Annotated in this window: 29 protein-coding genes; all 29 read left to right on the forward strand. The window is 41.5% G+C overall.

Going from position 1 to position 13,135, the window contains the following annotated elements; all coding sequences use genetic code 11:
* Positions 1–3 precede the first annotated feature (3 nt).
* Positions 4–633, forward strand: coding sequence for a recombinase RecT (locus tag RE628_RS11265; RefSeq protein WP_309158769.1), 630 nt, complete (start codon positions 4–6; stop codon positions 631–633).
* A 164-nt stretch (positions 634–797) separates the two neighbouring features.
* Positions 798–1,604, forward strand: a complete 807-nt coding sequence (locus RE628_RS11270; RefSeq protein ID WP_309158770.1) for a PD-(D/E)XK nuclease-like domain-containing protein — start codon at positions 798–800, stop codon at positions 1,602–1,604.
* An 11-nt stretch (positions 1,605–1,615) separates the two neighbouring features.
* Positions 1,616–1,987 (forward strand): single-stranded DNA-binding protein, encoded by a 372-nt coding sequence (locus RE628_RS11275; RefSeq protein ID WP_309158771.1) that lies wholly within the window; start codon positions 1,616–1,618, stop codon positions 1,985–1,987.
* 11 nt (positions 1,988–1,998) lie between these two features.
* Entirely contained in the window at positions 1,999–2,409 is a 411-nt protein-coding gene (locus RE628_RS11280; RefSeq protein WP_309158772.1) for a hypothetical protein, read from the forward strand.
* 1 nt (position 2,410) lies between these two features.
* Positions 2,411–3,199, forward strand: coding sequence for a DUF4373 domain-containing protein (locus RE628_RS11285; protein ID WP_309158773.1), 789 nt, complete (start codon positions 2,411–2,413; stop codon positions 3,197–3,199).
* Entirely contained in the window at positions 3,138–3,980 is an 843-nt protein-coding gene (locus RE628_RS11290; RefSeq protein ID WP_309158774.1) for an ATP-binding protein, read from the forward strand. Before RE628_RS11285 ends, RE628_RS11290 begins: the two co-directional genes overlap by 62 nt.
* Before the next feature lie 10 nt (positions 3,981–3,990).
* On the forward strand, positions 3,991–4,173 hold the full coding sequence (locus RE628_RS11295; RefSeq protein ID WP_309158775.1) for a hypothetical protein: 183 nt from the start codon (positions 3,991–3,993) through the stop codon (positions 4,171–4,173).
* Positions 4,174–4,416 (forward strand): hypothetical protein, encoded by a 243-nt coding sequence (locus RE628_RS11300; protein WP_309158776.1) that lies wholly within the window; start codon positions 4,174–4,176, stop codon positions 4,414–4,416.
* Positions 4,417–4,420: 4 nt separating this feature from the next.
* On the forward strand, positions 4,421–4,957 hold the full coding sequence (locus tag RE628_RS11305) for a hypothetical protein (RefSeq protein ID WP_309158777.1): 537 nt from the start codon (positions 4,421–4,423) through the stop codon (positions 4,955–4,957).
* Between the two features lie 2 nt (positions 4,958–4,959).
* Positions 4,960–5,199 carry a LexA family protein gene (locus tag RE628_RS11310; protein ID WP_309158778.1) on the forward strand — a complete coding sequence of 80 codons (240 nt, stop codon included), beginning with the start codon at positions 4,960–4,962 and terminating at the stop codon, positions 5,197–5,199.
* 122 nt (positions 5,200–5,321) lie between these two features.
* Complete coding sequence (locus RE628_RS11315) at positions 5,322–5,987, forward strand: hypothetical protein (protein ID WP_309158779.1); 666 nt, start codon at positions 5,322–5,324, stop codon at positions 5,985–5,987.
* A complete protein-coding gene (locus RE628_RS11320; RefSeq protein WP_309158780.1) occupies positions 5,984–6,181 on the forward strand; it encodes a hypothetical protein in 198 nt (65 codons plus the stop codon). Before RE628_RS11315 ends, RE628_RS11320 begins: the two co-directional genes overlap by 4 nt.
* A complete protein-coding gene (locus RE628_RS11325; protein ID WP_309158781.1) occupies positions 6,174–6,500 on the forward strand; it encodes a hypothetical protein in 327 nt (108 codons plus the stop codon). The genes RE628_RS11320 and RE628_RS11325 overlap by 8 nt, the downstream gene beginning before the upstream one ends.
* 7 nt (positions 6,501–6,507) lie before the next feature.
* Positions 6,508–7,257 carry a DNA cytosine methyltransferase gene (locus tag RE628_RS11330; RefSeq protein ID WP_309158782.1) on the forward strand — a complete coding sequence of 250 codons (750 nt, stop codon included), beginning with the start codon at positions 6,508–6,510 and terminating at the stop codon, positions 7,255–7,257.
* Between the two features lie 31 nt (positions 7,258–7,288).
* Positions 7,289–7,930, forward strand: coding sequence for a hypothetical protein (locus tag RE628_RS11335; RefSeq protein ID WP_309158783.1), 642 nt, complete (start codon positions 7,289–7,291; stop codon positions 7,928–7,930).
* Positions 7,923–8,126 (forward strand): hypothetical protein, encoded by a 204-nt coding sequence (locus RE628_RS11340; RefSeq protein WP_309158784.1) that lies wholly within the window; start codon positions 7,923–7,925, stop codon positions 8,124–8,126. The genes RE628_RS11335 and RE628_RS11340 overlap by 8 nt, the downstream gene beginning before the upstream one ends.
* Complete coding sequence (locus RE628_RS11345; protein ID WP_309158785.1) at positions 8,123–8,425, forward strand: hypothetical protein; 303 nt, start codon at positions 8,123–8,125, stop codon at positions 8,423–8,425. The genes RE628_RS11340 and RE628_RS11345 overlap by 4 nt, the downstream gene beginning before the upstream one ends.
* 51 nt (positions 8,426–8,476) lie before the next feature.
* Entirely contained in the window at positions 8,477–9,691 is a 1,215-nt protein-coding gene (locus tag RE628_RS11350) for a phosphoadenosine phosphosulfate reductase domain-containing protein (RefSeq protein WP_309158786.1), read from the forward strand.
* A 49-nt stretch (positions 9,692–9,740) separates the two neighbouring features.
* A complete protein-coding gene (locus tag RE628_RS11355) occupies positions 9,741–9,938 on the forward strand; it encodes a hypothetical protein (protein WP_309158787.1) in 198 nt (65 codons plus the stop codon).
* A gap of 60 nt (positions 9,939–9,998) precedes the next feature.
* A complete protein-coding gene (locus RE628_RS11360; RefSeq protein ID WP_309158788.1) occupies positions 9,999–10,172 on the forward strand; it encodes a hypothetical protein in 174 nt (57 codons plus the stop codon).
* A 15-nt stretch (positions 10,173–10,187) separates the two neighbouring features.
* Complete coding sequence (locus RE628_RS11365; protein WP_309158789.1) at positions 10,188–10,436, forward strand: hypothetical protein; 249 nt, start codon at positions 10,188–10,190, stop codon at positions 10,434–10,436.
* Between the two features lie 15 nt (positions 10,437–10,451).
* Positions 10,452–10,616 (forward strand): hypothetical protein, encoded by a 165-nt coding sequence (locus RE628_RS11370; RefSeq protein ID WP_309158790.1) that lies wholly within the window; start codon positions 10,452–10,454, stop codon positions 10,614–10,616.
* Between the two features lie 186 nt (positions 10,617–10,802).
* A complete protein-coding gene (locus tag RE628_RS11375; protein WP_309158791.1) occupies positions 10,803–11,117 on the forward strand; it encodes a hypothetical protein in 315 nt (104 codons plus the stop codon).
* Entirely contained in the window at positions 11,110–11,412 is a 303-nt protein-coding gene (locus tag RE628_RS11380) for a hypothetical protein (protein ID WP_309158792.1), read from the forward strand. Before RE628_RS11375 ends, RE628_RS11380 begins: the two co-directional genes overlap by 8 nt.
* Positions 11,409–11,699, forward strand: a complete 291-nt coding sequence (locus RE628_RS11385; RefSeq protein ID WP_309158793.1) for a hypothetical protein — start codon at positions 11,409–11,411, stop codon at positions 11,697–11,699. The genes RE628_RS11380 and RE628_RS11385 overlap by 4 nt, the downstream gene beginning before the upstream one ends.
* Positions 11,696–12,130 carry a BC1872 family protein gene (locus RE628_RS11390; RefSeq protein ID WP_309158794.1) on the forward strand — a complete coding sequence of 145 codons (435 nt, stop codon included), beginning with the start codon at positions 11,696–11,698 and terminating at the stop codon, positions 12,128–12,130. The genes RE628_RS11385 and RE628_RS11390 overlap by 4 nt, the downstream gene beginning before the upstream one ends.
* Positions 12,081–12,404, forward strand: a complete 324-nt coding sequence (locus RE628_RS11395; protein WP_309158795.1) for a hypothetical protein — start codon at positions 12,081–12,083, stop codon at positions 12,402–12,404. Before RE628_RS11390 ends, RE628_RS11395 begins: the two co-directional genes overlap by 50 nt.
* Positions 12,405–12,430: 26 nt before the next feature.
* Positions 12,431–12,613, forward strand: coding sequence for a hypothetical protein (locus RE628_RS11400; protein WP_309158796.1), 183 nt, complete (start codon positions 12,431–12,433; stop codon positions 12,611–12,613).
* Between the two features lie 11 nt (positions 12,614–12,624).
* A complete protein-coding gene (locus RE628_RS11405) occupies positions 12,625–13,131 on the forward strand; it encodes an ArpU family phage packaging/lysis transcriptional regulator (RefSeq protein ID WP_309158797.1) in 507 nt (168 codons plus the stop codon).
* Positions 13,132–13,135: the final 4 nt, after the last annotated feature.

Raw genomic sequence — 13,135 nt, forward strand, 5'->3', positions numbered from 1 at the left:
ACCATGTCAGATAAATTACTAGTTATTCATAATAACCTTGAAAAATTGATAGATTCCAAGCGCGAAGCGATGCCTACTAGCTTTAACAAAACACGCTTTATCCAAAACTGTATGACTGTATTGCAGGATACAAAAGGTATTGAACAGTGCGAACCGGTTAGCGTAGCAAGGACGATGCTTAAAGGAGCATTCCTTGGTTTGGACTTTTTCAATAAGGAATGCTATGCGATCGTGTATAACGAAAATGTAGGCACAAAAGAAAACCCTAAATGGGTTAAGGGAATGCAATTTCAGACTGATTATAAGGGAGAAAAGAAGCTTGCCAAGAAGTATAGCGTTCGCCCGGTTAAAGATATTTACGCCAAGGTAGTTCGTGAAGGTGATGAATTTACAGAAGAGATTAAAGATGGCCAACAAACAATTCAATTTAAGCCACATCCATTTAACAATGGAGATATCATCGGGGCATTTGCCGTAGCTTTATTCGAAGATGGCGGCATGGTATATGAGGTAATGAGTGCCCCCGAAATAGAGGAAACAAGAAAAAACTACTCGAAACAAGCTAACGGTCAAGCATGGACCAAGAGTACAGGCGAAATGTACAAAAAGACGGTTTATCGCCGGCTGATGTAAAAATATTGAACTTGATTTTGACACGATTGAACAAGCACAAGCTTTTGAAGATTCTAGCGATTTCGATATGAGTAAGGAACCAAAGCCAGTACAACAAAGTCCATTAAATGAGTCTGTTGAAATGACTGAAGCTGAATACACGGTAGTAATGGACGGTGATACAAATGAAACTGAATAAGGATAATTACTTCAGTCAAGATGCTAACCGTCACTATATGTCAGTATCACAGTTCAAAAGCTTCCTGCCCTCATATGGAGGGTGTGAAGCTGGGGCGATGGCTAAGATTAACGGGGAATACGAATCTGCTCCAATTGCAGCCTTTATGGAAGGGCATTATGTACATGCTTGGAATGAAGGAACATTGGACGAGTTTAAGGCTAATAACCCCGATCTATACAGCAGCCGGGGAGCTACGGCAGGGCAATTGAAATCAAACTTTCAGCACTGTAACAAGATGATTGAGGTTTTAGAAAACGATCCGTTAGTTATGAAAGCATTAGCCGGGCGAAAAGAGGTTATCTTTACTACCGAATTGTTCGGCATACCATGGAAAGTAATGCTGGATAGCTACCAAAAGAATCTATTTGCTGACGTAAAGACGATGCGAGAAATGAGCGGAAAGTTTTGGAATACAGAAATAGGAGTATATGAGAACTTCATATATCACTATGGTTATCACATTCAGATGGCGATTTATGCGGAAGTCGAGAAGATTGAGAGTGGTCGCAAAGATTGGCTCCTACCACATATGGTTATTGTTACAAAGCAAGATCCACCCGACCATGAAATTATTTATTTTGATTATGACGCTATCGAACAAGGTTTGCACATTGTAAGCAAACATATAGAGCGAGTAAAGGCAGTTAAAAGCGGATCAGTTGAACCAGTTCGTTGCGAGAAATGCGAATACTGCCGGGCAACAAAGAAGATACAGACTATCAAACACTTTTCTGAATTAGCAGTTTACTAGGAGGTAATAACATGAACGTATTTTCATTAATCGGTAATCTGACAAGGGATCCTGAACTCAAATATAGCGGTGAAGGCAAAGCCTATACTAAGTTTTCTGTTGCTGTACCAAGAAGATTTAACCGGAATGAAGCTGATTTTTTCAACTGCACGGCATTCGGAAAACAAGCTGAAAATGTAGCTGAGTATTGTCGGAAGGGTTCAAAAGTCGGGGTAGTGGGTCAGGTCAATATTGACCGCAAGGAAGATAGGACTTACACCAATATCCTGGTTGATTCAGTTGAGTTTCTAACACATAAAGGCAGTCAATCTAATAACAAACAAGATCCATTTCAAAACGATGGTAAACCGATCGATATATCGAACGATGACTTGCCATTTTAGGCGGTGATCATATGTATGACTTTGGACACAATCCGGTTCCTAAACCTGGACAAGAGGTAAAGAGTCGAAGAAACAAACTACAAACACCGCAGCGACAAAGAAAACAAGGCGGAGAGCTAACCAAGGAAGAAGTTCGGGCAGAGGTAAAGAAACGTGATGGGAACTGGTGCTTACTGAGTGGTAAGCCAGGCCCCGGACTTCATCTCCATAGGGTGTGCTATAGCGGCATGGGCGGCGGTGGCGGTAAGTACGAAGTAAGTAATTGTGTGTTGTTGTCTGACTCTATGCATCGGCTTGTACATTCTAGTAAACGAACATGGCAGCCGCTGCTTTTAAACTTTTTGGATACAAAAAAGCAAGGTAATGACCCAAGCGCAATATTAAATGAGCTACGAAATAAAGCTAAATTAAGCGGGTGGTGACATGAAAGAAGCATATTACTTCTCGCATGACTGTAACGCCAGGCATGACCCTAAAATGACAGCCATGCGAGCTGCATACGGAGCTGAAGGTTACGGTTGGTACTGGATGCTCATAGAAATGATGATGGAGTCTAGTGACTACAAACTTGATATGCAATCCAAATACACATTCAATGCATTTGCATTGCAATTGCAATCAGAAACGATGCAAATGCAGAAATTTGTACAAGATTGCATTAATGAATTCGAGTTGTTTGTATCAGATGGTCAGTTTTTCTGGAGCAAGTCATTACTAAGGCGTATGGAAAAGCGTAAAAAAACCAGTGAAAAACGATCAGAAGCAGCAAATAAACGCTGGAGTAATGCAAATGCATCTAAAAGCGATGCAAATGCAATGCAAAATGATGCAAAGGAAAGTAAAGGAAAGGAAAGTAAAGTAAATGAAAATATAAAAGATATATGCGTGTCGGATGAATCCAACAAATATGATTCTGAGTTTGAAAACTTTTGGTCGGCATATCCTCCAAAGCGTAAAAGAGACAAAGCGAAGACATATAAAACCTGGCTTAAGAAAACAAAGTCCTTTGACAAAGTTAAAATGACGGAATGTGTGGAGCGATATGCAGCAGATAAAAAAACAATCGGTTATGACGGAAGTTACGCCAAGATGCCAACAACATTTTTAAACGCAGAAACATACAAGGACTATTTAACCGGAGGTGACGGTAGTGAAAGCACAGGATCTAGCCATGGCACTTCCGGAAAGTATACGGACTTCATTATCGAGTAATAATCCAACTTGGGAACATTGGGGCTGCTGCATCGCGTGTCATAAGTTGCTTGGTTATAAAGAGTACGCGATTTTAGGGCGTACCAGAAAATTTAGAATCCATTGTGACTGTGAGATTGAACATGATAAGCAGCAACGAGTCATCCAAGAACGCAAGGCCCGCACTCTTGAAGTGCAGAAAATATTCAACCGTTTGAACCTTATACCTGATTCTTTGACAAATGCAGGATTCAAGAACTTCCAGCAGCGCGAAGGATCAGAAAAAATATACGAGATTGCCAAAGGGTTTTACCGAAACTTCGAAAATGAAAAATTCGGTTATGTATTTTTCGGGACACCAGGCAATGGAAAAAGTCATCTAGCTAGAGCGGTGCAACGTTCGTTAGACGCTGATGGATGGCCTACATTGTTTCTTGACTGGCCTAAACTATCAGAACTAGCTAGAAGGTCGATCAAGGATGAACGAATAAATCTATCAGCGATAGTAAGGGCGGCGATAGATGTTGATTTGCTAGTGCTGGACGACATTGGAACCGGATGGCTAACGGATTTTGAATTTAAAAACGTAGCGTTCCCGATTATCAATGGACGGCAAAACAAGAAGACATTGTACACCGCTAATTTAAGCCCAGAACGTTTAGAGGCATGGTTTGCTAGTGATAAGGACGGGAAAGCACTGGATGAAGACGGTCGTTGCATCGATCGGATAATAGGAGATTGTAAGTTTGTCCATAACAAAGCAACAAGCATGCGGCGAGAGCGGGCGAGAATCATTGATTAGGAGGTAAGCAATGAAACACATAGATGATTACGAAATGATAGACAAGGATATTGAGTCATCAATGCGGTTTGCTCGGGAGTGCTTTGCAGCGGAAGAAATTGCAAACGATACAAGCCGGGATTTATTGGACCGGATCAGAGCAAGCGCAGAACTGCAATACAAGCAGGGGAAAGCTCGGGCCGAGGTGATGTAAATGGCAGTAAGTAAAGAGGATCGGAGACGGTATCAAGAAACGGCATGGAAGAAGGAAATGACGGAAATATTTGAATCGCTGGAATGGTCACTTTTCGAGAACTTTCAACGTGCCGACAGCATCATGGCTAAAATGTCAACCGAAGCTTCAGCATGCCAGATCCCCGGAGAATTCAGGGAACAGTTTATGAGGGACAAGCTAATAGACATGTTTGAACAGATTGCAGAACAAAGAGGAGGCTGAATAAATGACTAGATTCGTAGGAATAGACCCAAGTACTAAAACTGGACTAGTGATACTGAATGAATACGGAATAGTAGAGACACAAATTGAGGTTCTATTAAAAAACGGCACTCACTCAACGGCTACGGAATTGCAAGAATACGGCAGGGAAATTGCATTCTACGTTAATGATCATGATGTTGTTTGCATAGAGGGGTTTTCATTCGGATCAAAGGGGCAAGGAGTAAGCACGCAATACGGTGTTGGCTTTGCTATCAGGTTTGCTTTACAGGATATGGGGATACGGTTTTTAGATCCAACACCGAGCCAAGTCAAAAAGTTTGCAACCGGTAAGGGAAATACATCAAAAGACAATATGGTAATTCCCATTTTTAAAACGTGGAAGTTCGAACATGAATCAGATAACGTACGAGACGCCTTTGTTTTGGCTCAGATTGCACGATCAGTACGCACTGGTGTATTTACAACCAAATACCAGCAGGAAGTCATACAGGCGATTCTAGGCGGTAATAAGGACAAGAAGAAATCAAAGGCGGTGTAACCATGGGTCCAAGACAACAAGCAATCATTAATTTTATTGCAGAGTACAGAGAGTTAAATGGTTATTCACCAACAATTCGCGAAATTCAAATTGGCGTAAATTTAGCTTCGCCGTCAACAGTAGATGGACACTTGAATCGATTGGAAACGAACGGATACATCACAAGGAAAACCAATATACCACGGACCATTCTATTAACCGCCAAGGGAGACGAAGCTAGGAGTTCATTACAGACACTTTAAACACTCGGGAGTATAAACGGAAGGATACAAACTAAAGAGGCTTATACCGGCTTACAGGGCAGTGCGCAAGTGTAAATCTTAGTTTTCGGATCGTTTAACTAAAAATTGAGAGGAAGATGAAAATGTACGACTACGATTTTTACAACGAACCTAATGAATTTGAGCAGCAGGTAGATGAGTTTAAGGAATCGCTTATGAACTCAGTCCGCGATGATTATAAAGCCAAAATGGACAAGCTGCGTAAGGAAAATGCAGAACTGCAAGAGGTTAAGAAAAATTTTGAAGCTATCAAGCGTGATTTCAACCAGAAGGTTCTTGAACTGGATATGCAAAAGCGGACTTTGAAAAATGATGTTCGAAGAGAACGGCTCCTAGAGTTGATGGGAGATTTTAAGGTCGAATTATTTAGAGTGAATTACGACTGGAAGAGTGGTCCTAAGTGCGATAAATGTGATGAAGCAAGGAACATTTATTATAAGTCTCCATTAGGGAATCAAAAGGTTGAGCAATGTGATTGTAAAAACAATATTAAATACTACTATCCAAGACCACATATCTGCTCTTCATTTGAACTTCGTAACGGTAAATTTGTGGCTTGGTACAAACCTTATTGCGAAGCTGATGGCATGGAATTTGAGACTATCGGATCTTCAAGTGTCCCAAGATTCATTTACAAAGGTGAAGATTTCGAATTGATCAAAGAAGAGCACTATTACGTATACTTCGAAACTCAGGAACAATGTCAGGCTTATTGTGACTGGTTAACGGTTAAGGAGGATAACCAATGAAACAAGTATCTATTTTGAAAAGTGATTCAGTAACAGCAAACAATGACGGAGTATTGATAAAGAGTGGATCGACAGAGATTTTTCTAGGTTGGGATATTGTAGGGAAAATTGCAGATGTTTCTGAACCGCATTTTCAGAAAGAAATGATGATGGCTTTCGGGAGTTTGGTTTTGGAGGCTAATACCCATGAATAACCGGATACAAGAATTAATAGCGGCAGTTGATTGGTGTAAGAGCTTTGAATACAGCTTATTCCATATTACATTAACGGCGGCAGAAGAAATCGTATCCGAATATGACCGACTACAAGAAGGCCGTAATGCTGCTATAAGGGCTCTGGAAAAAGCAGAACAATTCATCAGTGCGATGATGGAGTTTTATGGAGAAGGATTAACGGTTTACAACTGGCATCAAAACGGAGACGGAGAACCGTGGGATAACTTTTTTGATAGCAACATGGAAGGTAACGAATTGGAATCTATCCGTACTGCTTTATCCCACCTGAAAGGATGAATAAACAATGAACCATCTGAGCCTATTTAGTGGAATTGGTGGAATAGATTTAGCTGCTGAATGGGCCGAAATGAAAACGGTGGCGTTTTGCGAACGAGAACCATTTCCACAGAAGGTATTGAAAAAGCATTGGCCTGATGCACCAATATACGACGATGTAAAAACACTAACGAAAGAGAGGTTAGAAGCTGATGGAATCGACACTGGAGCAATTGGAATTATTTCCGCCGGCTACCCTTGCCAGCCTGAGAGTTATGCCGGGAAGCGAAAAGGCAAGGATGATAACCGCTGGCTCTGGCCTGAAGCTTTTAGAATCATACAAGAAATCCAGCCCCGTTGGTTTGTTGGTGAGAATGTTGCTGGGCACATCACAATGGGGCTCGACAGTGTGCTTACTGACTTGGAAAGTATCGACTACGAAGCACAAACATTTGTTATACCGGCTGCAGCCGTCGGCGCCTTTCACAGAAGAGACAGAGTATTCATTGTTGCCAACATTAGTAGCCTCAGAGTGGAAGGGAGTTGCGCGGAACAGATACTGGGGAAGTCCGACTTATCGATCCGACAAACTGGCAAGTCGTTTCAGGAAGCGGAAAGAAGATTTAACACATTTGAATCCAGATTATGCAGAACTCTTCATGGGCTTCCCAATGGGGTGGACAGAGTTAAGTCACTCGGAAATGCAGTAGTACCGGGGCAAATATATCCTATCTTAGCGGCAATAAAGGCAATAGATGACATGATACAGCAAAGTTAACTCTATTTTAGAGGGGAGAGGTAAAAGGGATATGGAAGGATACAAGCTTAAAAAAGGTGACCTTGTTGTAATGCATACGTGTATGGAGCATGATCATCCGGATAACTTCGGGAAAATTTGGACGTGTCGTTCAGATGAATTTCAACACAAAGGGCATGATTACGGATCTATTTTTCTGGACGGATTCAGCGGATCTTTTTCGACTGAATTTTTGCAAAAGGTCAAAATTGAACCATTGCTTATCGATAAGGACGCAACTATAGCATCTCTACAGACAGAACTACAAAAGTCTAATGAATGCGCAGCACATTATACATGTAAACATCTTGCCGAAGAAAATCGGTATAACATGCAGAACAAGGAGCTTGCTGATAAGGACGAAACCATAAAACGGTTAGAAGCAAGTGTATCATTCAAGACGGTTGAACATGCTCAAAAAATAATGATCAGCGCAACATCTAACAATGAGCGGTTACGTAAAGCACTAGAAGAAGCAAGACAATACCCGAGACAACCAAACAATGAAGGCGGTTGGACGCTAAAATACGACTTTTTGGAGAAGATAGCGGACATGACATACCAAGAGTGCGAGGAATATTGCTCTATGGAACAGGTTGAAGGTGCTCTGTTATGTGCTGAAAGGCTATTAGGGGAAGGTGATAAGCATGAATAAATGTGGAGTATGCAATGAAGTTGTTCCGATGGATCATGAACAGTTGGGACGACGTGAAGATGACGGAACCATTACGCCTTACCACATGGGTTGCGAATTTCAGGCAAATAAAATTACACCATGTGAAGATTGCGGACAACATCGAAGATATTGCGATGATTGCGCTGAGCCTGTTTGGGAAGGTGATAAGGAATGAGTATAGAGCTGTATGACAAGGAAGAAATTTATGATAACGAGATAGCACCACTTATGAAGCGAGTTATTGAAATCTGCAAGCGCGAAGAACTTCCTATGGTTGCTCAATTCTATTTGAAACAACAACATCCAGATGCAGATGAGGAAAACGGCGCAATGTATTGCACCACTACAATAATTCCAGCGAGAGAGAAAATTTATGAAGAACATCATAATCATTTATATTATGTCGCTGAAGCTATGCGTTATGGACCGAGCGGAAAGCCTTATGTGATGGCGGCAACAATAACACATGGTTAGCCACTATACGGCTATAGAAGAGTAGATACAGCAGGAAGGAGTGTGTGAATTTTGGATTACAAGCAAAAGCGAATGATAGCGATCGGGGAGACATTGAAGGCATATACAGACGAGTCGCGACCGGGGCCATGGGTTGTGGCATATAGTGGCGGTAAAGATTCCACGATAGCTCTGGATATAGTGATTCGGTCGCTATTGCAGCTTAAGCAGTATAAACCAGAAGCTCTGAAACGGGATGTTTACCTTACTACGGCGCAGACGCATCTTGACTTTGTCACAGATCCCTTAAAACAAAGCGAACTTGCAAAGATAGAGAAGCTGGTTATTGAAAAATGCTTGCCTATTAAAACCGTCGAAGTTGCAGCGCCGATAGAAAAAAGCTTTATGTACCTAACGATTGGCCGAGGTTATCCCTTGCCAAAAAGCCGGATGAACCGCTGGTGTACGGAAAGATTGAAAATCGAACCATCGCAGAAGGAGCATAAAGCAATAAGTCCGACGCTTACGGTTACAGGCGTGAGACTTAGTGAATCAGCGGAACGGCGTAACAACATAGAAAACAGGCAAGTATCAGAGTTTTTCAGCAACACCGAATTTATGCCGATCGTGAACTTTACGTTAGATGATGTGTGGAGCTATCTAGTCAGAGAAGGAATGGCTTGGGGAGACGCTGAGGAACTAGGACAACTATATAAAGATGCAACCGGAGAATGTGGACTAAGGCAGCGCAAAGCCGGGGCAGATGAGAAAACTGATGACCCTTGTGGAGCTAGAACAGGATGTATTATCTGTCCAGTTGTCAAGATTGATAAGAGCAGTCAGGAATTTGCTAAACACAATCCTTGGTTGCAGCCTTTTGTAGGACTGAGAAACCTAATGATAGACATGTACAAAGATCCGCGAAATAAGGCGGGCAGAATGCGCGATGGAACGATTCTAGAGTATGGGAAGGGAACATTTACCGTCAAGGCACGAATGAGGCTATATGAAGCTGTTAGGCAGGCAGAAAGAGAGAATGAAGAGATAGCTGCACTATATGGAGTAACACCTCAAAAACTCATTTATTCCAAAGAACTTGACGACCTGATCCATAAGCAGTGGGAAGAAGATTTAATAGAATGTCCGTGGGTTGAGGATGCTGCTGAGGTGGGTAGGTTCTACGAGATGAAAATCAAAGGCTTGACTAATGGGTATCAGGTCACTTGGAATCATTACTACGATACTCCAAGCGAAAGTAATGAACCATACGCAAATATGATGAACTAGGCCGAAGGCCATCAAATAAACCAAAGGAGATTGATAGATATGGCTCATTATGAGTGTAAATATTGTGATCGTCCTGCTGGGTATATGGGTATACCGATTACCGTTGGATCTGAACAAATCTGCGCCTGTGGTGCTGAATGGGAAGATGCAAAAATACTGGTTGATGACGACGAGTATTACGATGAGGATTAAGGCCGAAGGCCATCGAGACGACCGAAATACTCAGCGTCAGCGGGGGCCGTATTAAGATTTTATAACAGGGATAGAGGCATAACCAAGCCTCTATCCTATAAAGGAGGGATACAAAGTGAAAGAAAACCAAAAAGCAGAAATCCAAGAAGTATATGAATTATTGATTGCTTGTTTAGAAGAAGAAGGTTACGAAATACCTTTTGCAAAGTATGCAGACAAAGATTATAAAGCGTTTGACTTGCCGCTTAGATCGGGTGAAAAAGTGCTAGTTACACTAAGTTGGGTTTAAGGAGGGATACAAAGGATGACTGAACTGGATTTGTATAAATTTGTTTCAGAGCAAGAAAGAGAATGGCGTGGAGATAAGCTGATTATGTGGCTTTATCCAAGTGATTTAACAGAATTTGCAAACTTGCTTGGCGGCAATTACCTTTCAGAAGGCGGAACAGAAGTAAGGCTGCTAACTGGCGGAATGATTGGAGTTGAACTAAACGAAATTTGTGAAGATTTTGATATAGACCCAGAACGGATTGCTACAAAAGATCAGGATTAAGGAGGGATAAAAGATATGAGAGAGATAGATTGCTATAACTGTGACGGAAAGGGTTTGGAGGTCGCTATAGGAGTGCATAATCTGCCTGAACAAGAGACATGTGTAGTGTGTAATGGCAAGAAGACCTTACTGGTGGATGAAGAGTTTGCAAAGTACATTCTAGGGGAGGTTAGAGAGTAATGGATAACAAGGAAAAGTATGAAGGTAAGACGGTGCAAATTTATGCCCACGTAGTGGAAGGCCGCTACGCAAGATTCATGTGAAAGAGGTCATCAATAACACGCACCTATTAGGGACAATCGTTGGAACAGAAGTTGATACTGCCTACTGCTTAACTGATGGTATTGAAGTGGAGGTATTAGATTGATGGATAAACAACCAAAGCTAATAGATGCAGATAAGCTGCTTGAATGGATGAGTAAACAATATATAGGATTTACAAATATGTTTGAACATCAAATTAAGGCGAAGATTGCAGACGGTGATTTTGATCCAGATCCCCTACCATTACCAACCATAAAGCCGGGAGATAAAGTGAGGATCATTGACGCTATGGAACACTCATTTATCGGGAAAGAAGATATTGTAACTAGTATTAGCGGATCTGCACCTTATAGTGCGCGGCTAAAAGAATCTCTAGGAGATTGGCCGCTATCAAGCTTGGAGGTATCCCATGACTGAGGTTAGAGACTGGCAAAAGGATAACGACCGACTACAGGAGATAAAATCAATCTTCGATGCACCGGGATATATATTTTACGGAGAATTAAATGAAGATGGGTTTGTCTCACAAGATGTAGCTGATGCTTCCGGGGATTTTGAATGGTTAATAAAGCAAGTTGAAGCAGAGAAAGAACGTGCAGATGACGCAGAAGGAAAGGCTAAATTTTGGGAAATGGAATATTATGCTTCACTTCGAGAATTTGCAGAGTATCGCACTAAACATCCATTAGATAAGGAGGGAGAAACAAAGTGAAGGAACTAGCCTTAAGTAAAGAACAATATGACAAAATAATGTCCGAAATATTGGTGTCTCATCGTTTTGGTGGAGGATCTAACAATCCAGATAGCAAGTACATTAAGTATGTTCGTCCAAGCTGGGATATGAGGGATGGAATGTGCTTCTCAATACGATTTGATGGGCTATTTGGAATAGATGGAACAAAAGAATTTAACTCTGGATACAGAGAAACAACCCATATGTATGAACGGATTATGGAATGGCTGAACAGTTCAACGGTTAAGGAGGGAGAAGAATCATGACACCTGAAGAGATACAAGCTATGAAGCCAGGCGAACATATGGATAGATTGATTGCGGAGAAAGTAATGCGTATGCATATAACTATTGGCGAATACAGCGGAGCAGAATATTGGAATGACGAAGATGATTTTTCGCCATATAGCGTAAAAGGATTCATACCTTCAATAGACATATCAACGGCGTGGGATGTAGTAGAAAAAATATCGAGCAAAGAAAACTGGATGCTTTATAGAATCGGGCAAACTGACGAAGATGGACAGATCAAATTTGAATGTGCATTTCTTGAGATTAATAGGGGCATTACTGGCTATGCAAGAGCAATAACAGCACCTGAGGCAATTTGTAAAGCTGCTCTATTAGCTGTATTAGGGAGGAAGAAAGGTGAACGACCAACAGCAATTAGAATACATCAAAAAAGAGTTTGGAAATAACCTGAAAGATGGCATATTAAACCTTCATATTTGTTGGCTCATAGATCAGGCAGAAAAATTGCAAGCAATGAAACAGGGCATACCTTGGATAAAGTACGATCCAGAGAATCCGCCGGAAGACTGTACGTCATTTATTGTAACCAACGGCAAAAATGTAACACAAGCAAGCAATCAATATGATCATATTAACGGCTTGAAGTGGTGGGATGACGACTTCGGTTTGTTAACTACTGTAACCCATTACGCACCTATAAACCTTCCAGGGGAGGGGTAGACATAACAAACGATACTGTAACAGCATTGACGCGATGGGTATGGACACAGAAGGCGCAGGAGATCGAACCAAAGCGACATAAGGCCGGGGAAATGGTATGGCCTCAGTACGCGAAGAAAGCGCCTAAACAGTGGCTAGAAGATGGTCTTATAGTGGACAAGACGGAATATGTCAAAGAAGGACAGACAGAGATATTTGATTTTATGTAAGGGGTGAAGGCATGGAAAACGAAGTGTTTCAAATAGCTTTCCCGGGAATGACGATTGATGAAGATGCGACATTTGAGAGAGTAGAAAAAGAGTTGAAGGCCGCAGCTCTCTATAAAAGAATGGGATTTGTTCGTAGGGAAGCCGCGCTCACTCCATCATATGCCGTTAAAGAAAACACAGGGTTTACAGGGATCAGTAAGCAAACCGAAAACATAGCTATTTACAACGTAGATGGTGAAGAACACGCAAAGTTAACTTATGATCGTGTGGCAATGGCAATAAGTAGGCTTATACATCCACATAAAGAGATTATATCAACTCGATACATGTCTTACCCGGAGCCTATAGATATTAATGTGTGGATGGAACTAAATCTATCAGAGCGAACTTATTACCGTTTTAAACGAGAAGCAATGTCAGAGTTGGCCTACGCGCTGCGATTAGAAGTAGTCATTGATGATACTGAAAAGTTGGCAGGAACTTGGCAGGAAGTTGGCAGAGAATTTGACTTTAGATAACTTA

Origin of the sequence: Paenibacillus sp. D2_2, from assembly GCF_031199965.1 — a bacterium.
In the GTDB taxonomy this organism is placed as follows: Bacteria; Bacillota; Bacilli; order Paenibacillales; family Paenibacillaceae; genus Fontibacillus.